At 72.2% G+C, this 19,590-nt stretch carries 18 protein-coding genes; 11 read left to right on the top strand and 7 right to left on the bottom strand.

Going from position 1 to position 19,590, the window contains the following annotated elements; all coding sequences use genetic code 11:
• Positions 1 to 293 precede the first annotated feature (293 nt).
• Positions 294 to 1,931: a glycosyl hydrolase family 18 protein gene (locus WBN91_RS33695; RefSeq protein WP_337728336.1), complete on the bottom strand. Its 1,638-nt coding sequence runs from the start codon at positions 1,929 to 1,931 to the stop codon at positions 294 to 296.
• A 266-nt stretch (positions 1,932 to 2,197) separates the two neighbouring features.
• On the opposite strand from WBN91_RS33695, the gene WBN91_RS33690 reads away from it, so the two are divergent.
• The 3 genes from WBN91_RS33690 (at position 2,198) to WBN91_RS33680 (ending at position 4,451) form a co-directional block, all read left to right on the top strand.
• The gene (locus WBN91_RS33690; RefSeq protein WP_337728335.1) at positions 2,198 to 3,298 is read left to right on the top strand and encodes a serine hydrolase domain-containing protein; all 1,101 of its coding nucleotides are present in this window, start codon (positions 2,198 to 2,200) and stop codon (positions 3,296 to 3,298) included.
• 74 nt (positions 3,299 to 3,372) lie between these two features.
• A complete protein-coding gene (locus tag WBN91_RS33685; RefSeq protein WP_443217845.1) occupies positions 3,373 to 3,951 on the top strand; it encodes a DinB family protein in 579 nt (192 codons plus the stop codon).
• On the top strand, positions 3,948 to 4,451 hold the full coding sequence (locus WBN91_RS33680; RefSeq protein ID WP_337728334.1) for a GNAT family N-acetyltransferase: 504 nt from the start codon (positions 3,948 to 3,950) through the stop codon (positions 4,449 to 4,451). Before WBN91_RS33685 ends, WBN91_RS33680 begins: the two co-directional genes overlap by 4 nt.
• Here the strand turns inward: WBN91_RS33680 and WBN91_RS33675 are convergent.
• On the bottom strand, positions 4,448 to 5,119 hold the full coding sequence (locus WBN91_RS33675) for a helix-turn-helix transcriptional regulator (protein ID WP_337728333.1): 672 nt from the start codon (positions 5,117 to 5,119) through the stop codon (positions 4,448 to 4,450). The genes WBN91_RS33680 and WBN91_RS33675 overlap by 4 nt on opposite strands.
• A gap of 56 nt (positions 5,120 to 5,175) precedes the next feature.
• Between WBN91_RS33675 and WBN91_RS33670 the strand changes: the two genes are divergently transcribed.
• Entirely contained in the window at positions 5,176 to 5,718 is a 543-nt protein-coding gene (locus tag WBN91_RS33670) for a DUF6328 family protein (protein ID WP_337728332.1), read from the top strand.
• Here WBN91_RS33670 and WBN91_RS33665 read toward each other — a convergent pair.
• Together WBN91_RS33665 and WBN91_RS33660 are read right to left on the bottom strand one after the other, a co-directional pair.
• Positions 5,635 to 8,319: an ATP-binding protein gene (locus WBN91_RS33665; protein ID WP_337728331.1), complete on the bottom strand. Its 2,685-nt coding sequence runs from the start codon at positions 8,317 to 8,319 to the stop codon at positions 5,635 to 5,637. The genes WBN91_RS33670 and WBN91_RS33665 overlap by 84 nt on opposite strands.
• A gap of 276 nt (positions 8,320 to 8,595) precedes the next feature.
• Complete coding sequence (locus tag WBN91_RS33660; RefSeq protein ID WP_337728330.1) at positions 8,596 to 9,681, bottom strand: FAD-dependent monooxygenase; 1,086 nt, start codon at positions 9,679 to 9,681, stop codon at positions 8,596 to 8,598.
• A 71-nt stretch (positions 9,682 to 9,752) separates the two neighbouring features.
• On the opposite strand from WBN91_RS33660, the gene WBN91_RS33655 reads away from it, so the two are divergent.
• From WBN91_RS33655 to WBN91_RS33640, 4 genes are all read left to right on the top strand, one after another.
• Positions 9,753 to 10,271 carry a hypothetical protein gene (locus tag WBN91_RS33655; protein ID WP_337728329.1) on the top strand — a complete coding sequence of 173 codons (519 nt, stop codon included), beginning with the start codon at positions 9,753 to 9,755 and terminating at the stop codon, positions 10,269 to 10,271.
• 73 nt (positions 10,272 to 10,344) lie between these two features.
• Positions 10,345 to 11,643, top strand: a complete 1,299-nt coding sequence (locus WBN91_RS33650; protein WP_337728328.1) for a PepSY-associated TM helix domain-containing protein — start codon at positions 10,345 to 10,347, stop codon at positions 11,641 to 11,643.
• A 124-nt stretch (positions 11,644 to 11,767) separates the two neighbouring features.
• Entirely contained in the window at positions 11,768 to 12,835 is a 1,068-nt protein-coding gene (locus WBN91_RS33645) for an MFS transporter (protein ID WP_337728327.1), read from the top strand.
• 43 nt (positions 12,836 to 12,878) lie between these two features.
• Positions 12,879 to 14,045 carry an alginate lyase family protein gene (locus WBN91_RS33640; RefSeq protein ID WP_337728326.1) on the top strand — a complete coding sequence of 389 codons (1,167 nt, stop codon included), beginning with the start codon at positions 12,879 to 12,881 and terminating at the stop codon, positions 14,043 to 14,045.
• Here the strand turns inward: WBN91_RS33640 and WBN91_RS33635 are convergent.
• A complete protein-coding gene (locus tag WBN91_RS33635) occupies positions 14,042 to 15,328 on the bottom strand; it encodes an isocitrate lyase/PEP mutase family protein (RefSeq protein ID WP_337728325.1) in 1,287 nt (428 codons plus the stop codon). The two genes, WBN91_RS33640 and WBN91_RS33635, sit on opposite strands and share 4 nt — an antisense overlap.
• Positions 15,329 to 15,393: 65 nt before the next feature.
• On the opposite strand from WBN91_RS33635, the gene WBN91_RS33630 reads away from it, so the two are divergent.
• Entirely contained in the window at positions 15,394 to 16,068 is a 675-nt protein-coding gene (locus WBN91_RS33630; RefSeq protein WP_337728324.1) for an ArsR/SmtB family transcription factor, read from the top strand.
• Here WBN91_RS33630 and WBN91_RS33625 read toward each other — a convergent pair.
• Entirely contained in the window at positions 16,048 to 16,806 is a 759-nt protein-coding gene (locus WBN91_RS33625) for a PP2C family protein-serine/threonine phosphatase (RefSeq protein ID WP_337728323.1), read from the bottom strand. The genes WBN91_RS33630 and WBN91_RS33625 overlap by 21 nt on opposite strands.
• Positions 16,807 to 16,882: 76 nt before the next feature.
• The gene (locus WBN91_RS33620) at positions 16,883 to 17,923 is read right to left on the bottom strand and encodes an ROK family transcriptional regulator (RefSeq protein ID WP_337728322.1); all 1,041 of its coding nucleotides are present in this window, start codon (positions 17,921 to 17,923) and stop codon (positions 16,883 to 16,885) included.
• A gap of 55 nt (positions 17,924 to 17,978) precedes the next feature.
• Between WBN91_RS33620 and WBN91_RS33615 the strand changes: the two genes are divergently transcribed.
• Together WBN91_RS33615 and WBN91_RS33610 are read left to right on the top strand one after the other, a co-directional pair.
• Positions 17,979 to 18,992: a Gfo/Idh/MocA family protein gene (locus WBN91_RS33615; RefSeq protein WP_337728321.1), complete on the top strand. Its 1,014-nt coding sequence runs from the start codon at positions 17,979 to 17,981 to the stop codon at positions 18,990 to 18,992.
• Positions 18,989 to 19,450 carry a heme-degrading domain-containing protein gene (locus WBN91_RS33610; protein WP_337728320.1) on the top strand — a complete coding sequence of 154 codons (462 nt, stop codon included), beginning with the start codon at positions 18,989 to 18,991 and terminating at the stop codon, positions 19,448 to 19,450. The genes WBN91_RS33615 and WBN91_RS33610 overlap by 4 nt, the downstream gene beginning before the upstream one ends.
• The last annotated feature ends 140 nt before the right edge of the window (positions 19,451 to 19,590 follow it).

The raw sequence follows: 19,590 nt of genomic DNA, 5'->3' as shown, positions 1-19,590 counted from the left end.
CGAGGCCCTTCCCGTGGGCGCTAGCCGCTTCGGCTCGCGCCTTCGGCGCGTTGCATCCCGTGTTTGGGCGAAGAGCGTCCTGTTTCGGGTGGGTCGCTTTTGGTGAAAAGCGGTGCGGCCGGTCAGTGGGTGGTGACGTGGGCTTGCGGCTGGCTGGCGGAGGGTTTGGTGGAGGAATGGGAAGGGGTCCCGCGGGAGAGACGTCCGCGGGACCCCTTGGTCAGTGCGTGTTCAGTGCGTGGATCCGTGTTGCGAGTGTTGCGTGTGTTGCCTGTTGGGCGTTGGGGGCCGCGTCAGCGGAGGCCGTTGCCCATTGCCGTGATCAGTTCGCCGTTGGTCGTGTCGCCCGACAGTTCCCAGAAGAAGGCGCCGCCCAGCCCCTGTTGCTTGGTCCACGTCATCTTGCCGCCGATCGTGGACGGGGTGTCGTAGCTCCACCACTGGTTGCCGCAGTGCGCGTACGCCGTGCCGGCGACCGTTCCGTTGGCCGGGCACTTGGTCTTGAGGATCTTGTAGTCCTCGATGCCCTTTTCGTACGTGCCGGGGGCGGCGTCGGTGGCGGTGCCGCCGGGGGCTGACTGGGTGACGCCGGTCCAGCCTCGGCCGTAGAAGCCGATGCCGAGGAGCAGCTTGCTCGCCGGGACGCCCTTCGACTTCAGCTTCGCGATGGCTTCCGCGGAGTTGTAGCCCTGTTGCGGGATGCCCGCGTAGGACGTCAGCGGCGAGTGCGGGGCCGTCGGGCCCTGCGCTGCCCAGGCGCCGAAGAAGTCGTAGGTCATGACGTTGTACCAGTCGACGTACTGGGCCGCGCCGCCGTAGTTGGCCGCGTCGAGCTTGCCGCCCGTGGAGGCGTCGGCCGGGATGGCGGCGGTGACCAGGTTGCCCGTGCCGAAGCGCGAGCGGAGGGCCTGCATGAGGTTCTTGTAGGCCTCCGGGCCCGAGGTGTCGCAGCTCAGGCCGCAGGCGTTCGGGTACTCCCAGTCGATGTCGATGCCGTCGAACACGTCCGCCCAGCGGGGGTCCTCGACCAGCTTGTAGCAGGACTCGGCGAACGCGGCCGGGTTCTGGGACGCCGCGCCGAAGCCGCCGGACCAGGTCCAGCCGCCGAAGGACCACAGCACCTTGATGTGCGGGTACATCTTCTTCAGCTTGCGCAGCTGGTTGAAGTTGCCGCGCAGGGCGCCGGCGTCCCACGAGTCCGAGGTGCCGTCGACGGACGTGTCGGCGCCGTAGAACTTGTCGTAGTCGGCGTAGGTGTCGTCGTTCGCGGTGCACTTGCCGCCGGTGACGTTGCCGAACGCGTAGTTGATGTGCGTCAGCTTCGCGGCCGAGCCGGAGGTGTGGATGTTCTTGACGTGGTAGTTGCGGCCGTAGACGCCCCACTGGGTGAAGTAGCCCAGGTTCTTGTAGCCGGTGGGCGGGTTCGTGGTCGTCGTGGTCGTCGTGGTGGTCGGCGACGTCGTGGTGGTGCTCGTGGTGGTCGTCGTCGTTGTGGTCGTGGTGGTGGTGGTCGTGGTGCCGCCACCCGCGTCACAGGACGCGCCGTTGAGCTTGCAGTTCTGCGGGCCGGAGTACGCGCCGGAGTAGGTGATGTTGAAGCCGAAGCTCGCCGACGCGCCGACGCCGAGCGCGCCGTTCCAGGTCGGCTTCACGGTCACGTGCTGGCCGCTGGCCGTGTAGCTGCCGTCCCACAGGGAGCCGACCCGGTGGCCGGACGGCAGGTCGAATTCGACGGTCCACGTCGAGATTGCCGCGGAGCTGTTGTTGGTGATCGTGTACTTGCCCTCGTAACCGGTGCCCCAGTCGGAGCCCTTGGTGAAGGTGGCCGAGAGGCCGCCCGCGCCGCTCGCCGCCGGCACCAGGACCAGGCCGAGCACCGTCGTGGCCACCGCCGCGACCAACGCTGTGAGATGCCATCGGGTCTTGGACATCGTGCTCCTCGTCAGGGAAAGGAGTGCAGGGTTGTGAAGAACATGTGGTTCAGACCACTTGACGGTCAAGGTCTAGACCACTTGTGTCACTCGAACGGACTAGTGGATCGAGCCGTGGAAGCGCTTCCACGAACCGACGACCACTAAGGGTGGCTACGACTGAAGTAGCGGTCGGGTTCAGTCCTCGGTAGGTCGTGGACGGGGGCGCGGTCCGACCAGACTCGGGACCGCGGGCCGTCAGGGGGACGGCCGACTAGGAGGGGTCGATGCGCAAGAGGGGAATCGCCCTGGCCGCCGTCGTGGGACTGGCGGCGCTGGGGTTGGGCGGGACGGCGGTCGCCGAGCCCGTCGAGGCCGGCGGTCGGATCGACCGGGCGGTCGTCCAGGCGGCGTTGGACAAGCTGACCACCGAGGGCGGCGCGGCCGGGGCGCAGGTCCGGATCACCGACGGGCGGCAGCAGTTCACCGCCCGCAGCGGGGTCGCGGAGGTCGGCAAGCAGCAGCCGGTGCCGCTCGACGGCCGGTTCCGGGTCGGCAGCATCACCAAGACGTTCGTCTCGACCGTGGTGCTGCAACTGGTCGGCGAGGGCAAGGTCGGGCTGGACGAGCCGGTGGGCACGTACCTGCCGGGCCTGGTCCCGGACGGCATCACCGTGCGGCACGTCCTCCAGCACACCAGCGGCCTGTTCAACTACACGCAGGCCCTGCCGCTGGACCCGGCCGGGTTCGAGACCATCCGGTACAAGCACTGGACTCCGGAGGAGCTGCTGGCCCTCTCCACCGCCAAGCCGCTGGACTTCCCGCCCGGCACGTCCTGGAACTACTCCAACACCAACTACGTCGTCGCCGGCCTGCTGGTGGAGAAGGTGACCGGCCGGCCCTACGAGCAGGCGATCGAGAAGCGCATCCTGCGCCCGCTCGGCCTGCGCTCGACGACCGTGCCGGGTGACCGGGTCGGCATCCCCGGCCCGCACGCGCACGGGTACTACCAGGTCGACGGCAAGACCGTGGACGTCACGCGCCTCAACCCGTCCGTCGCGTGGGCGGCCGGCGAGATGATCTCCACCACCGCCGACCTCGACCGGTTCGTCGACGCCCTGCTCGACGGCCGCCTCCTGGCCCCGGCGCAGCAGGCGGAGCTGACCAAGGCGCTGCCGTTCACGCACGGCTACGGGCTGGGCTTCGAGGCGACCGAACTGCCGTGCGGCGTGACCGTGTACGGCCACGGCGGTGGCATCCCGGGCTACAGCAGCTTCCTGGGCAGCACCGGCGACACGAAGACCCGCCTGGTCGGCTCCTTCACGTCGGCGCCCGCCGGCGGCAACGGGGCCGGTGTGAACGAACTGCTCACCGAGGTGTTCTGCTGATCAGGACGTCCTGAACCCGGTCGTCGCCCCCGGTCCCGCACCGGGGGCGACGACGTTGACGCAGACTGTCCCCTATGGACCAGAAGTCGACCCTGCGCCGTTACCTGCAATCCGCGCGCGACGCGATCGTGTGGAAGCTGGACGGCATCTCCGAGTACGACGCCCGCCGCCCGGTCACCCCGACCGGCACGAACCTGCTCGGCCTGGTGAAACACCTGTCGGGGGTGGAGATCGGCTACTTCGGCGAGTGCTTCGACCGGCCGTTCCCCGAGCCCCTCCCGTGGCTGGCGGACGACGCCGAACCGAACTCGGACATGTGGGCGACCGCGGACGAGTCCCGCGAGGACATCCTCGCCCTGTACCGCCGCGTGTGGGCGCACTCGGACACCACCATCGAGACCCTGGACCTGGACGCGCTCGGCCACGTGCCGTGGTGGCCGGAGGACCGCTCGCGGGTCCCCCTCCACTTCGTGCTGGTCCACGTGATCGCCGAGACCAACCGCCACGCCGGCCACGCGGACATCGTGCGCGAGACCGTCGACGGCGCGGCGGGCCTGCGCGAAGGCGTCTCGAACCTGCCCGACGGCGACCCGGCGTGGTGGGACTCCTACCGGGCCAAGCTGGAGAGCGCGGCCCGGGAAGCATCGGCGTGACCTTGCGCTATCGCCCCATCCGGCCCACCGACGACCTGACCCTGGACGACTCCTTCACCACCGCCACGGTCTTCGCGGTCGACCAGGACCCGCTCGGCTTCGCGCTGCGCGAAGTCCCGGTCGACCCGCCGCTGCGCAAGGTGTTCCCGCCGGATGACGACGACCTGCCGGAGGAGGGTTTCGTGGCCGAGGACGGCACGATCCGCGCCTTCCTGACCCTGGCACTCGAATCCTGGAACCACCGCCTGGTCATCCGCCGGGTCGCGGTCGCCCCGACCCACCGCGGCCAGGGCATCGGGACCCGACTCATGGACCTCGCCCTGGACCACGGCCGCCGGCGGGACGCCCGGACCGCCTGGCTGGAGACCTCCAGCGTCAACGTCCCCGCCGTGCGCGCGTACCGGAAGATGGGCTTCCGCCTGTGCGGCCTGGACACGACCCTCTACACCGGCACCCCGGCCGAGGGTGAGACCGCCCTCTTCCTGGCCAGGCCGATCTAGCAAGGGGCCGCCTCGGGATAACGGCCGGCGGCGAAGGCGCCCGGCGCCACGCCCATCGTCGCCCGGAACTCGGCGTGCAGGTGGGACTGGTCGTAGTAGCCCAGTTCCGCCGCCACCCGGGTCCAGCCGCCGGTCCCGCCCGAGGCCACCGCCCGCCGCACCCGTTCGACCCGCGCGTACTGCTTGGGCGGCAACCCCACCGCGTCCCGGAACAGGTCCCTCAGGTGCCGCTCGCTCACGTGCAGCCGCGCCGCCGCACCCGCGACACCCAGCGAGGGCACCAGCCGCGCGGCCGAGGCGACCAAGGCGTCCGCACGCGGGTCAAGCGAAGCCACCCGGGACGCCAGGGCCGCCCGCAGCCCCGACGGCCCGCCCACGGACACGCCCCACAACTCGCGCAACGGCACCACCTCGTCGACCAGCGACCCCACGTTCACACCGAGCACGGCCCGCGCCAGACCCGGCCGCAGCCGCACGCGCAACCGGTGCGCGTCCACCCCGGCGAAGTACCGCCCCCGCGTGCGCGGCCCGAGGACGAACGCCTCGTCCGACTGCGAGCAGAACACCAGCGTCGTCGCCGGGTCGGGGCCGTGCGCCTGCGTGCCGCCGACCCCGAACCGCTCGACGGCGATGTCCGCCACCCACCCGCTCAGCTCCACACCGAGCACCAACCTCCGTACCCCGACCGATGTTTCCGCACCACTGCGGAGAGCACCGTGGACCCATGACCAACGCCGAACGCAACGAAACCCCCGCCGAGCGCATGGACCGCAACTACGGCGAGATCCTCCAGGAGATGCGGGTCGCCCAGACCGGGGTCCAACTGCTGCTGGCGTTCCTGCTCACCCTCGCGTTCACCCCGCGCTTCGGCACGCTGGACCCCTTCCAGCTCCAGGTCTACGTGGCGAGCCTGGTCCTGGGCGCGACCTCGACCGCCCTGCTCATCGCGCCCGCGCCGTTCCACCGGCTGGTGTTCCGCCGCCGGCTCAAGCACGAGCTGGTCCGCGCGTCCAGCCGGCTGCTGCTGGCGGGCCTGGTGCTGCTGAAACTGGCCCTGGCGACGGCGTTGCTGCTGATCCTGGACGTCGTGCTGGGCCTGGTGCCCGCGCTCTGGATCACCTCGGGCCTGGTGGCCTGGTTCGGCTTCTGGTGGTTCGTGCTGCCCCTGCGCTACCGGGCCCGCTCACCCCGACGCGACGCGGTGCCGCACGGCCTCCCGCGCGATGTCGGTCCGCGACCGGACGCCGAGCTTGGCCAGCACGTGTGACACGTGGGTGGCGACGGTCCGGCTGGACAGGACCAGGCGTTCGGCGATCTGCCGGTTGGACAGGCCCGCCACCACCAGTTCGGTGACCTTGAGCTCCATCGGGGTCAGGCTCTCCCACCCGTGCGCGGCCCGCCGGTGCTTGGCGTGCGGGCCGCGCCGGACGCCCAGCTCGCGCATCCGGGCCAGCAGCACGTTCAGGTCCCACGCCGCGCCCAGCCGCTCCAGCACGTCCACGGCGTGGCTGAGCGCGGCCCGCGCGGACGTGCGGTCGCCGCCCTCCGCGAACGCCACCGCCGCCGCGCCCAGCGCCTTGGCCCGCAGCAGCGGCCGACCCGACTCGGCGGCCCGCAGCAGGCCCACCGCGTCGCCGTCGGCCAGCGCCCGGCAGTAGGCCGCGACCGCCCGCCGGTGCGGCACGTCGAGGTCCCGGGCCAGGTCCGCCGCCCGCGCCACCGCCGCGGAGGGGTCCTCGCCCAGCGCGACGGCCAGGCGCACGGCGTCGGGCAGCAGGTCCTCCACCGCGTCCATCCCTTCGACCAGCACGGCCAGGGCGTCCCGGACCCGGCCGGCCTGCTCCAGTTCCAGGCTGGTGGCCAGGGCGAGCGAGCCGACGACGTGACCGGGCACGGCCTCGCCCGCCGCGTCCAGGTGCCGCCGGGCGCCCTCGGCGTCGCCGCGGTGCAGGTGGATCAGCGCCGCCACGCCGTGGTCGCAGCGCGACACCATCGGGTGCTTGAGGTCGTCGGGCAGCAGGTCCACGTCCACCAGGGCCTCGTCCCAGTGGCCCGCGTCCAGCAGGAGCTGGCCCAGCGCGCTCTGCGCCTGCGCGAGCCGCACGGTGTTGCCGGTCTGGTCGGCGGCGTGCCGGACGACGCGGGCGGACGCGATGGCCTCCTCCGCCCGGTCCAGCTCGCCCAGGGTCACGGCCTGGTTGATCTGGAGGAGCAGCCGCAGGTCCGCCGTCGCGGGATCGCCCATCGCGACCGCGAGCGCCCGGTCGAACAGCGGCAGCGCGTCGGCCATGCGGCCCCGGGCCATCGCCACGATCGTGCGGACGTGCAGCGCCCAGCTGGTGGCGCGGCGGTCGACGGACTGCATCGCGGTCACGGCGAGGCGCTCGGCGTCGTCCAGGGAACCCCCGTCCCAGTGCGCGCGGGCGGCGAGCACGAGCAGGCGGGCGCGGTCGCCCGCGGACAGGCCCGGCGCGGCCAGCGCCCGGTCGATCTCGGCGAGCGTCTCGGCGGACCGGCCGGTCATGCTGCGGCACTGCGCGAGCGTCCAGTGCAGGTCGACCAGCGTGCCGTGTTCGAGGCCGGCCAGCGCGACCGCCTCCGCGCCGTGGTGGTCGCCGAGCCGGAACCGGGCCTCGGCCAGGTGCGCGAGCAGGACGCCCCGGCGCAGCGTCGCGTGCGGCGCGACGACGACCCGGCCGAGCAGGTCCACGGCGGCTTCGGGGGCGTGCGCGACCAGGGTGGCGCCGTGCTCGTCCAGCCACCGCGCGACCCACTCGGGGACGCGGTCGTCGGCGGCGAGCAGCTGCCGGGTCACCCGGTCCACCCCCGCGCCGCTCTCGGCCAGCGCGCGGGCCGCCTCGCCGTGCCAGGCGCTGCGGGCCGACTCGGGCACCTGCTCGTACAGGGCCGCGCGCACCAGCGGGTGCCGGAAGCTCAGCCCCAGCCGCCCGTCCTCCAGCACGCCCGCCACGGTCGCCTCCTGCAATGCCGGCAGCAGGTCGACCACGCGCGTGCGGAGCACGGCGGCCAGGTCGGCGACCGGGAAGGACACGCCGAGCAGGGCGGCGGCGACGAGCACGCGGCGGACATCGCCGCTGAGGTAGGCGATCCGGTCGTGGATGGCGGCCGACAGCGACGCGGGCAACGCACCCGGCGCGAGCCCCGCGCTCGTCTCGCGGTTCAGGCGAGCAGTGCCAGTCGCGTCGACTTCTATCGCGCCACCCCGCACCAGCGCCTCGACCAGCTCCACCAGGAACAGCGGGTTGCCGCCGGCGTCGTCCGCGAGCGCGACCAAGCCGTCGTCCGGTGTGCCGCCGGCGAGCACCCCGACGAGTTCGGCCACGGCCGGCGCGGCGAGCCGTCCGACCGTCAGCCGTTCGACGCCGTGGCGCAGCGCGGCCAGCTCATCGGTGCGGGGGAGCGGGCGCAGCACCCCGATGAGCAGCAACGGCAGTTGCGGCACCAGCCGGGCCAGCCGCCGCCACACGGCGACGGTCGCGGTGTCGGCCCACTGGAGGTCGTCCACCACGAGCACGACCGGCCCGATCGCGCACAGGTCGTCCACCCGGGCCAGGAGGCGTTCGGCGGTGGCGGTCGCGCCGGGGTCGGAGCGGGCCGTGGACAGCGCGTCCAGCAGGGGCAGCAGCGGCAGCGAGCGGCCCAGTTCGTCGCCCGCGCCCTTGCACACCCGGAACCCGCGCGCGGCGGCGTCCTCGCACACGGCCTTGACCAGCGCGGTCTTGCCGATGCCCGGCTCGCCCTCGACGACCAGCGCGGCGCCCCGCCCCCGGGCCAGGGCGTCGACCCCGGCGCGGAGGCGGTCCAGCTCGCGCTCGCGGCCGACGAGGCGCAGGGTGACGGCGCGCACACGGAGAGAATACGGGGGAAACGTCAGGTTAACAAGACCTTACGAGATTTCGAATTAATCGCGCACGCGGACAGTTCGCCTTTTGTTCACCACGACCACCACCGCGTTTCACCCGTCACTGCCACGGTAATCACGGAGCCGGCCCACCGTGAATTCCCGACGATCGCTCGTGACTGGAGTGCGCATGCGAATCGGACGAGTGCTCATCGCCGCCCTGGTGGTGGCCCTGTTCACGACGGCCGAAGCGGCGGCCACCACCCCGTTCGGCGGAATGCCCTACAACTGAACCGGATCATTCCACTCGATGTGGTGCGCGTAGAAAGAATTCGAGGACACCGACCGGTTCGCGCCCAACTCGGCGCTCATCCCGACCAGCGCCTCCACCCGTTCCCGGCGCAACCGCTCGTAGACCTCGAACGCCTCGCGCGGCCGTGTGCTGTCGCGCAGGCACCGCGCGAGGGTGACGCTGTCCTCCAGCGCCATCGACGCACCCTGACCCGCTGCCGGGGACGCCGCGTGCGCCGCGTCCCCGACCAGCACCACCCGGTCGGTGTGCCAGACGGGTGTGGTGGGGACGTCGTAGGCGTTGCCCGCGTGGACCTCCCCGGCGGCCCGGATGATCTCCGGCGCGGGCGAGGTGTCGTCGGCGAAGAACGCGGCGGCGTGGGCGCGGTGCTCGTCGGGAGTGCCGCCGTGCCGCTCCGGACCGGGGGTGCGGGCGAACCACCAGGTCGTGCCGTCCGGCGCGGTGCTGTGCCCGAAGAAACCGCGTGACCCGGCGATCATGTGGTACCGGCCGGGCGTGGTCGTGGGGTCGAGGCCTTCGGCGTAGCCGTAGAAGATGTTCAGGCCGGTGTACCGGGGCCGTGGGGCCTGCGGGTCGATGATCCGGCGGGTCGCGGAGTGCAGGCCGTCCGCGCCGACCAGCAGGTCACCTTCGGCGGTGGTGCCGTCCTCGAACACCGCCCGGACGCCGTCCTCCACCGCGACCAGCCGCTTGCCGTGCTCGACGGCGATCCCCTGTGCCCGCAGCTCGTCGTGCAGCGCCCGGTACAGGTCGGCGCGGCGCAGCGTGCGCGGACCCGTGACCCCGTCGCCCCACCGGTTCTCGCTGATGAGCACACCGGCGCCGTCGTAGACGTCCACGCCGTCGGCGGCGAACGAGTTGTCCACCACCACGTGCTCGACGTCGATGGCGCGTAAGGCGTCCAGGCCGTTGTGCATGATCGTGAGGAACGCGCCGATGTCGTCCGCTCCCGTCGGGTAGGCCTCGAAGACGACCGAGTCGATGCCCGCCTTGCGCAGCCCCAGCGCGGTGACGGGGCCGGCGATCCCGCCGCCGATGATCAGTGCTTTCACCATGTCGGCGACGCTAGCGGCGCGGTCCGTTCGGGTCTTCCACCCGTTCGCCGACCCGAATACGCTCGGGTGGCGTGACGACCCCGACCCGAGGTGCCGTGCGCGTCGCGCGCTGCGGTGTCATCGGCCTGTCGTCCGGGTTGCTCGCGGTGGTGGCGCACGCGAGCGCGGGCGGTCACCTGCCGGGGTTGCCGCACGTCCTGGCCTTCGCGGCGGCAGTCGCGTGGGCCTGCGGGCCGTTGACCGACCGCCGGGTCGAGCCGGTCGAGATCGTCGGGCTCGTGGTCACGGTCCAGGTCGCGCTGCACGTGTTCCTGGCCCTGCTGGGCCGGCACCCGGGCGACGTGGTGCCCTCGCCCTCGATGCTGCTCGCCCACGCGCTGGCGACCGCCGTCGTCGTCGGCGCGCTCACCGGCGCGGAGAGCGCGGTCTTCCGCCTCGCCGCCGCCCTGGCGTCGGTGCTGCCACGCCGGTTCACCCCGCCGCCGGCCTTCGCGCCGCTGCGCATCCCCATCGCCGGGCACAACGAGCAGCCGCTGTCCGAGGCGCTGCGCCGGCGGACCGTGCCGAGACGCGGGCCGCCCGTCCTCTGAGGTAAGCGCACGTCCCACCACCGTCCTTTCCGGACCGGTGGCAGTACCGCACACCCATGAGGAGCCCTTCGCCATGACCAAGTCCTGGCGCGGCCTCGTGCTGCGCTTCCACTTCTACGCCGGCGTGCTCGTCGGCCCGTTCGTGCTCATAGCGGCGTTGACCGGCGTCCTGTACGCGGCGACACCGCAACTGGAATCCTGGCTCTACGCGGACAAGCTGACCGTGCCCGCGTCCGAGCGGACCGTGCCGCTGTCCCGGCAGGTCGAGGCGGCGGTCGAGACCCAGTCGTCCGCCACGGTGGTCGCGGTCCGGCCCGCGCCCGAATCCGGCGCCACCACCCGGGTCCTGTTCAGCTCCCCGGAGCTCGGCGAGTCCGAGCGGCTGGCCGTGTTCGTCGACCCGGGCACCGGCGCGGTCGTCGGCGACCTGGTCACCTACGGGTCCAGCGGGGTGCTGCCGCTGCGCGCCACGCTCGACGGACTGCACCGCAACCTCCTGCTCGGCGAGGTCGGCCGGCTCTACAGCGAGTTGGCCGCCTCCTGGCTGTGGGTGGTCGCGTTGGGCGGCCTGGTCCTGTGGCTGAGCCGCCGGCGGAACGTGACGCCCAAGCCCGCCGTGCGGCGGCACGCCGTGGTCGGGCTGTGGGTCCTGGTGGGCGCGTTGTTCCTGTCCGCCACCGGGTTGACGTGGTCGAAGTACGCCGGTGAGAACGTCGCCGACCTGCGCAAGACGTTCGGCTGGACCACGCCCTCGCTCAAGCTGACCGGTTCCGGCGACCACGCCGGCCACACCTCCGCCACCCCGACGGCGGGCACGCCGTCCGAAGTGGACAGTGTGGTGGCGACCGCCCGGTCCGCCGGGATCGACGCGCGGGCGGTGGAGGTCACCTGGCCGTCCGAGGGCGGCGCGTGGAAGGTCGCCGAGATCGAACGCGAGTGGCCGACGCAGGCCGATTCCGTGGCGGTGCACCACGGCGTCGTCGTGGACCAGGTCCGGTTCGCCGACTACCCGCTGATGGCCAAGCTGACGCGGTGGGGCATCGACGCGCACATGGGCGTGCTGTTCGGCTGGCTCAACCAGTTGCTGCTGCTCGCGCTGGGCGCCGGCCTGGTCGGCCTGGTGGTGCTCGGCTACCGGATGTGGTGGCGGCGGCGCCCGACCCGCGGTTTCGGCCGGCCCGTGCCGCGCGGCCAGTGGCGGAAGGCGCCGCCGGCGCAGGTGGTCGGCGTGCTGGTGGTCGCGGCGGCGGTCGGCTGGTTCGTGCCGCTGTTCGGCCTGACCCTGCTCGGGTTCCTGGTGGTCGACACCGTCCTGGGCATCGCCGCCGGGCGGCGCGAGCCCGAGCGCGAGCCGGTCGAGCACGCGGTGTAATGCGTTGACCCGCCGGACCGGGAGCGGTCTAAGCTCGGCCATGCCCTTCGGTTGACGCCCCGCACCGCTCCCGGCCCGGCCCCTGGCCCGACTCGTCGTCGGGTGGGCGCTGCTGGCCGACGTCGTGCCCGTCTACCCGCTGTACGCGTTGCTGTTCGCGGACACCGGGATGTCGGACGGGCAGATCTCCGCCCTCTTCGCGATCTGGTCCACGGTGGCGGTCGTCGCCGAAGTCCCGTTCGGCGCGCTGGCGGACCGGTTCTCCCGCCGCTGGTCGCTGGTGGTCGCCGGCGTGCTCCAGGCCTGCGGTTACGCCCTGTGGACCGCCGTCCCGGGCTTCTGGGCGTTCGCGGCGGGCTTCGTGCTGTGGGGACTGGGCGGCGCGCTGGTGTCCGGCGCGCTGGAGGCCCTGCTCCACGACGGCCTGGCGGCGGTCGGCGCGGCCGACGCGTTCGGCCTGGTCCTGGGCCGCGTGACGGCCGTGGGCCTGCTGGCCCAGATCCCCGCCGCCCTCGCCGCGACCGTCCTGTTCAGCACCGGCGGCTACCCGCTCGTCGGCTGGGCCAGCGTGGCGACCTGCCTGGGCGCGGCCCTGCTGGCGACCCGCCTGCCCGAGACGCCGCGCGGCGACCCGGAGAGCTGGTTCGCGGTGCTGCGCTCGGGGTTGGCGGAGAGCGCGGCCGTGCCGGCGGTGCGCCGGGCGGTCGTGGTGGTGGCGGTGGTGACCGGGATCGACGCCCTGGAGGAGTACTTCCCCCTGATGGCCCAGGACTGGCACGTGCCCACGGCCTGGGTCCCGGTGGCCGTCCTGGCCATCCCGCTCGCGGGTGCGGCGGGTGCGGCCTGGGGTGGGGACCGAGCCCGGGGCGGAACCGGGTGGCGGACGGCCCTGCTGCTGGCGTCGTCCGCGCTCCTGCTCGCCGCCGCGGGCCTCCTGCGCCACCCGGCGGGGCTCGCCCTGGTCGCCGTGTCCTACGGCCTCTACCGGCTGGTGCTGGTGGTGGCCGAAGCCCGCCTCCAGGAGCGGATCACCGGCCCGGCGCGGGCGACCGTCACGTCCGTCGCGGGTCTGGGCAGTGAAGCCGTGGCCTACGCCGTCTACGCCACGTGGGTGGTCGGTGGATCGCTCGCGATCGCCGTCGGGATCCTCCTCGCCGCCCTGCTGGTGGCGCGCACCGTTTCACAGGCGTGAAAATCGTTGACACATGTGGTCTGGACCACACACCCTCGGTGGCATGCGAGGGAAATCGGTGTTCTCGGTGGCCGTCGTCCTGGCGGCCGGACTGGTGGCGGGGCCGTCGCCCGCGACGGCGGCTCCCGCCACGTTCGCCCACCCCGGTGTCCTGGTGAGCAGGGGACAGCTGGACTTCATGCGCGCCAAGGTGAACGAGGGCGCGCAGCCGTGGAAAGCCGCCTACGACCAGATGATGGCGCACCCGTTCGCGTCCCTGTCCCGCACGCCGAAACCCCGTGCGGTGGTGGAGTGCGGCTCCTACTCCAACCCCAACTACGGCTGCACGGACGAGCGCGAAGACGCCCTGGCGGCCTACACGCTGTCCCTGGCCTGGTACATCACCCGTGACAACCGGTACGCCACCAAGGCCATCCAGATCATGGACGCGTGGTCGGCCGTCATCCAGGACCACACCAACACCAACGCGCCCCTCCAGACCGCATGGGCGGGCTCGTCGTGGCCGCGCGCGGCGGAGATCATCAAGCACGTCTACGGGAACTGGCCCAACGCACCCCGCTTCGCCACCATGCTCCGCAACGTCTACCTGCCCGAGATCGCCAACGGCCGGCCGTCCACCAACGGCAACTGGGAACTGTCCATGATGGAGGCTTCCCTGGGCATCGCGGTGTTCCTGGAAGACCGCGCCGCGTACGACAAGGCGGTGTCCATCTACCGCACCCGGATGCCCGCGTACGTCTACCTGACCACCGACGGCGACCTGCCGAAGCCGCCGCCGAACAGCGGCATCGACACCCGTGCCGAGATCATCTCGTACTGGCACGACCAGACCACGTTCGTGAACGGCCTCTCCCAGGAGACCTGCCGGGACTTCGCCCACACCGGCTTCGGCCTGGCCGCCGCCGCCCACATCGCGGAGACGGCCCGCCACCAGGGCCAGGACCTGTGGTCCGAGGTCCGGGAACGCCTGCGCCACGCCTACGGCCTGCACGCCCGCTACCAGTTGGAGCCCATGCCGTCCTGGCTGTGCGGTGGCGTGCGCAAGCAGGCCCTGGGGCCGACGACGGAGGTGGCCTTCAACGCCCTGCACACCCGCCTGGGCATCGGCATGACGAACACCCAGCGCCTGACGGAACAACAACGCCCGGCAGGCACCGACAAGCTCTTCATCGCCTGGGAAACCCTGACCCACGCGGCGAACCCGAGCTAGCGCACGTCCGCCAACCCCTGCACCTCGTCATAGGTGGGCGCCGGGCCGACCACCCCACCGTCCCGCACCGCGACAGCCGTGGCCACCGCCGCCCCCACGGCCGCCCGGAACAACAACGACCCGGTGCTCACCCGCTTCACCCCCAACTCGGTCAACCTGCGCACATCGAGCTGTGCCAACACGTTCACCGGCACGCCCACCGCCGCCACGACCTCTTCGATCTCGCGCTCCGCCACCAACCCGGGCACGAAAACCCCGTCCGCACCCGCATCGACGTACCGCTGCGCCCGCGAGATCGTGCTCTCCTCGTCCACGTGCAGCCAATGCGTGTCCACGCGGGCGTTGACGAACAGGTGCGGCGCGACCGCCTTGAAGTCCGCGATCAACCGGGCCTGCTCCGACGGATCGGCCAACCCCTCCCCACGACCGTCCTCGATGTTGACCCCGGCCACCCCGATGGCCGCCAACTCCTCCGCCACCCCGCGCACGTCGCCGAACCCGGCCTCGACGTCCACGGTGATCGGCACCGGCAGCCGCACCAGCTTCCGCGCCAGCGCCAGGGTTTCCGCCCGCGCCAAGCCCGCCGCGTCGGGGATGCCGTGCGCCGCCGCCACGCCCAGGCTGGTCGTGCCGATGGCCGCGAACCCGGCCCGCACCAGCGCCGCCGCCGACGCGAAGTCCCACGCGTTCGGCAGCACCAACGGGGTCGGCTCGTGGTGCAGCCGGTGAAAAGTCCCCGAAGCCAGCGCCAGGGCGTGCGCACGTCCCGGGCAGCCGTGCCGCCCGGCCCCGAACGGGCGGTCCGCCAGCGGCACCTCGACCAGCGCACCGGACGGCGCGACCCGGCGCGTCACAGGCACGGGAGGGTTCTTGCCGGCGATCAACGCGTTCGTGGCGTCGCAAGCCTGCACCAGCAACCCGATCCGGGCCGCCGCCACCTCGTCCCGCGCACCGCACAGCTCGACCAGCCGCTCCACGGCCCGATCGGCCTCCGGGGTCACCTCGGCGTGCGGCTGGTAGGACCGCGCCACCGCCGTCACGTCCGCCACGACATCGCGCGGCAGCCCCAGCTCGGCGGCCAGCTTCGCCACGGGGTTCCCCGGGCGCTCCAACGCATTGATGTCCACAGTGGACAGCAGGTCCTCGGCCAGTCGACGCCGCCGCTCGTGGTCGGCGCCCTCGCTGAACCGCGCCACGTGGGCGCGCAGCCACGCCACCCCGGAGGAGGCGTGCGGGACGGCGGGAACGGTGTAGGCGGGGTCGAGCAGCACGTCGTGGTCCATGCCGCACACGCTAAGGCCCGGAAACTTCGGCGCCCGCCGAAGCGTCGGCGCAGCACAATGGACCCATGCCCGCCGACAAGCTCGCCGACCTGGCCGCGCTGCTCGCCGACCGCACCCGCGCCCGGTTCCTGCTGACCCTCCTGGACGGTCGGGCGTGGACGTCGAGCGAGCTGGCCTCCGCCGCCGGCGTCTCGGCCTCCACCGCGAGCGAGCACCTGACCCGCCTGGTGGACGCCGGACTGCTCACCGAACGCCGCCAGGGCCGCCACCGCTACGTCCAACTCGTCGGCAAGCGCGAAGCCGACCTGCTGGAACACCTGCTCGCCTACGTCGGTCCCGCGACCGCCGCGAAGACCCTCAAGGCCACCACCGCCTCCGCCGCCCTCGCCCGCGGCCGAACCTGCTACGACCACCTCGCCGGCCGCCTGGGCGTGGCCATCACCGACGCCATGACCACCCGCGACCTGCTCGACGACGACCTGACCCTCACCCCCGAGGGCCTCGCCTGGCTCACCGACACCCTGGACTTCACCCCGCCCACGTCCCGCCGCCCGGTCGCCAAGGCGTGCCTGGACTGGACCGAACGCCGCTCCCACCTGGCAGGGGCCGCGGGCGCCCACATCTGCACGCACCTGCACGCCAACGGCTGGGTCAAGCACATCGGCACCGGTCGGGCAGTGAAGGTCACGCCAGAAGGCGAGGCGGCCCTGCGCGACCTGCTAGGACTCGCTCCGCTGTAGCCAGTTCGGCAGCCACGCCGAGTTCCCGGCGGGCACCACGTCCACGACCACGCAGGTGATGTTGTCCGGCCCGCCGCGCGCGTTGGCCGCCGCGATCAGCGCCCGCACGGTCTGGTCCCGGTCCGGGTCGGCGGTCAGCAGCTCGGCGATCTCCGTCGACGTGACCACGTCGGACAGCCCGTCCGAGCAGATCAGGTACCGGTCGCCGGCCTCGACGTCCTGGAAGAACAGGTCGGGGTCGTGCGCCGACCCCGCTTGCAGCGCGCGCATCAGCATGGACCGGCCGGGGTGCTCGGCGGCCTGCTCGGCCGCCATCCGCCCGTCGTCCACCAGCGCCTGCACCATCGTGTGGTCGCGGGTGATCTGGGTCAGCTCCCCCTCGCGCACCAGGTAGCAGCGCGAGTCGCCGATGTGCCCGACGGCGAAGCGCTCGCCGTCCCACAGCAGCGCGGTGAGCGTGGTGCCCATGCCGCGCATGTCGAAGTTCTCCTCGGCCAGGTCGGTCAGCCGGACGGCGATCTCCCGGGTCGCGTGGGACAGCAGCGACAGCGGGTCGTCGGACTCCAGGTCCAGTTCGGCCAGCACGCCCACGGCGATCGAACTGGCCACCTCCCCGTACGCGTGACCGCCCATGCCGTCGGCGACGGCGTACAGGCGCTCGCTGAAGTACACCGAGTCCTCGTTCGCCTCTCGGCGCAGGCCGGGGTCGGTCCCGACGGCGTGGCGGAGCGCATACATGACGACTAGTGAATCACCCGCACGGGTTGCGGCGGCGGGCGCTCTCCCGAACCGGGCCCGGAACCTTCCACCGAGCTCACCTGGGACGTCCGTAGAACTCGCTCAGCACGAGCATGGCGGCGCCCGCCGCGACCACGTCGTCGGCCAGCGGCGTCACCTCCACCTCGACCGGCAACCAGTCGGCGGTGGGCAGCTTCGCGCGCACCCCCTCCAGGTAGGCCTCGGGGTCGGCGAGCACCGCCCGACCTGCGAGAACGACGTGATCGACGTCCAGCAGCTGCACCAGGTCGGCCACCGCGAGCCCCACGATGGCGGTCGCCGCGGCGAGGTCGCCGGACCGCGCGGCGCGGTTGTGCACGGCCTCGATGCACCCGGTCCGACCGCAGACGCACTCGGGTCCGTCGAGCTGGATGGTGGTGTGCCCGAACTCGCCGGCGTTGGTGCGCGCCCCCCGGTACACCTGCCCGTCCAGCAGCAGCCCGACACCCAGTCCGGTGCCGACGAGGACGAGCACCGCGTCCCGCAACTCCTCCCCGCGCCGCCATGCCTCGGCGACGATCGCGGTGTTGGTGTCCTTGTCCAGCACGACGGGCAGACCCAGGCTGTCCTCGGCCAGCTCGCGCAGCGGGACGTCGTGCCACTTCACCAGCCCGGTGGCGTCGTGTATCACGCCGGTCCGGTGGTCCAGCGGCCCGACGAAGCCCAGCCCGACGCCGAGCAGCTTGTCGTCGCGCATCCCGTTGACCAGGCGGGTCAGCTCGGCGACGAAGGTGGGCGGGTCGAAGTCCGGCGGCAGCGGCGCCACGGCCCGGTCCAGGACGTCCCCCGCGAGGTCGGTCAACACCACCCGCAACTCGTCCCGCTCGACCTGCGCGCCCAGCGCCAGCCGGCTGTCGGCGACCAGCTTGAGCAGCGTGCGCGGCTTGCCGACCCCGACGTTGCGCGTGCCCGACTCGACCAACAGCCCTTCGTCGATCAGCCGCCCCACGACCTTCGACACCGCCTGCGGCGTCAGCCCGCTGCGCTCCGCGAGATCGACCCGCGTGACCGCGCCGGACCTGGCCAGCCCGAGCACGACGGCGTCGTTGTAGCCGCGCAGGAAGCGCAAGTTAGGCACCCTCGCATCATGGCACGGCTAGCCTTTACTAAACACCGTTGCTTTAATACTGGACATGCCTCTCCGCACCGGACTGCTCGGCTACGGCATCGCCGGCCGCGTCTTCCACGCGCCCCTCATCACGGCCACCCCCGGCCTGACCCTGACGGCCGTGGTCACCACCGACCCGACCCGACAAGCGGACATCACCACCCGCTACCCGTCCACTGTGGTCGTGCCCTCGGTCGAGGACCTGTTCGAGTTGGACCTGGACCTGATCGTCGTAGCCACCCCGAACCGCTCCCACGTCCCTCTGGCGTTGGCCGCGATCGAGGCGGGCCTGCCGGTCGTCGTGGACAAGCCCTTGGCGGGTTCGGTAGCCGACGCCCGACGAGTGCTCAAGGCCGCCGAGTACCGCGACGTACCCCTGACGGTATTTCAAAACCGAAGGTGGGACAGCGACTTCCTCACCCTGCGCTCGGTGCTCCCGTCCCTGGGTAAGATCACGCGCTTCGAGTCCAGGTTCGAACGCTGGGTCCCGGAGATCTGGGACAACTGGCGCGAACTCGGCGCCCCCGACGAGGCCGGCGGCTTGCTGTACGACCTGGGCGCGCACTTGGTAGACCAGGCACTGCAACTGTTCGGCCCGGTGACGTCGGTGTACTGCGAACTGGACCAACGCCGCCCCGGCGTCGAGGTGGACGACGACGTCTTCGTGGCCCTGACCCACGCTGGTGGCGTGCGATCCCACCTGTGGGCATCGGCAGTCGCGGCCCGTCCTGGTCCGAGGCTGCGGGCGTTGGGCTCGCGCGGGACGTTCGTCAGCGACTCCTTGGACGGGCAGGAGGATGCTCTGGCTGCGGGGTTGCCGTTTGACGATTTGTCGACAAATTCCAGCCTGACGTTGGGTACGTCGACGGTGGAGGTCCCCGGTGTGCCTGGTGCCTACTTGGAGTTCTACCGACTGCTGGTGGCTGCTTTGACCGAGGGCGGCCCCCTGCCCGTGGACCCGGAGTCGGCGGTCGCGGCTTTGGAGGTCATCGAGGCTGCCTTCACGTCCGCCCGGACTGGACAGGTGGTGACGCCGTGAGCCTGTTGGAGAAGTTGGCGGAGCAGGAGTCGAGGCTGAAGTTCCGAACCTTCACCAACGAGGATGCGCTGGAGCTGGGCTTGTTCCTGGTTGACGCGGCTCGTGAGGCCGGTTTGGCGGTGGTGGTGTCGGTGCGCCGGGGGCAGCAACGGTTGTTCCATGCGGCGCTGGCGGGTACGTCGGCGGACAACGACGGCTGGATCGACCGGAAGAGTCGAGTGGTGGACCGGTACGGGTGGAGCTCGTTCCGCGTGGGGGAGAGTTTTCGGGCGGCGGGGAAGACGTTCGAGGAGCACTCGTTGCTGGATCCGCGCGAGTACGCGGCTCATGGCGGGGTGTTTCCGGTGTTGGTGGAGGGTGTGGGGATGGTGGGCACCGTGGGGGTGTCGGGACTGCCGCAAGCGGAGGACCACGCTTTCGTGGTGACCCAACTGGAGAAGTTCCTGGCTGCTCGTTAGAACGGGCGGCGGCACTTTCTCGCGGCAACGCGGCTCTCCCCGGCGCGCAGCACGCGGCTTTTCGGCGCGCGCAGCGCGGTCTTCGCGCGCGGAGCGCGCGGTAGGTGTCACCTACAAGTGGAGGGCCTCGGTTCCCCCAC

The sequence above is a fragment of the Saccharothrix sp. CCNWYY140 genome (genome assembly GCF_037401995.1).
Lineage (GTDB): Bacteria > Actinomycetota > Actinomycetes > Mycobacteriales > Pseudonocardiaceae > Actinosynnema.
Note: the sequence above shows the minus strand (reverse complement) of the source record. Positions and strands in the feature narration are given on the sequence as shown.

Excerpts from the sequence above, each read along its gene's own strand:
- WBN91_RS33660 (WP_337728330.1), bottom strand. The coding sequence starts at position 9,681 with ATGGTGAAAGCACTGATCATCGGCGGCGGGATCGCCGGCCCCGTCACC.
- WBN91_RS33630 (WP_337728324.1), top strand. The coding sequence starts at position 15,394 with ATGCCCGCCGACAAGCTCGCCGACCTGGCCGCGCTGCTCGCCGACCGC.
- WBN91_RS33690 (WP_337728335.1), top strand. The coding sequence starts at position 2,198 with ATGCGCAAGAGGGGAATCGCCCTGGCCGCCGTCGTGGGACTGGCGGCG.
- WBN91_RS33650 (WP_337728328.1), top strand. The coding sequence starts at position 10,345 with ATGACCAAGTCCTGGCGCGGCCTCGTGCTGCGCTTCCACTTCTACGCC.
- WBN91_RS33685 (WP_443217845.1), top strand. The coding sequence starts at position 3,373 with ATGGACCAGAAGTCGACCCTGCGCCGTTACCTGCAATCCGCGCGCGAC.
- WBN91_RS33635 (WP_337728325.1), bottom strand. The coding sequence starts at position 15,328 with ATGGACCACGACGTGCTGCTCGACCCCGCCTACACCGTTCCCGCCGTC.
- WBN91_RS33670 (WP_337728332.1), top strand. The coding sequence starts at position 5,176 with ATGACCAACGCCGAACGCAACGAAACCCCCGCCGAGCGCATGGACCGC.
- WBN91_RS33625 (WP_337728323.1), bottom strand. The coding sequence starts at position 16,806 with ATGTATGCGCTCCGCCACGCCGTCGGGACCGACCCCGGCCTGCGCCGA.
- WBN91_RS33695 (WP_337728336.1), bottom strand. The coding sequence starts at position 1,931 with ATGTCCAAGACCCGATGGCATCTCACAGCGTTGGTCGCGGCGGTGGCC.
- WBN91_RS33640 (WP_337728326.1), top strand. The coding sequence starts at position 12,879 with ATGCGAGGGAAATCGGTGTTCTCGGTGGCCGTCGTCCTGGCGGCCGGA.
- WBN91_RS33615 (WP_337728321.1), top strand. The coding sequence starts at position 17,979 with ATGCCTCTCCGCACCGGACTGCTCGGCTACGGCATCGCCGGCCGCGTC.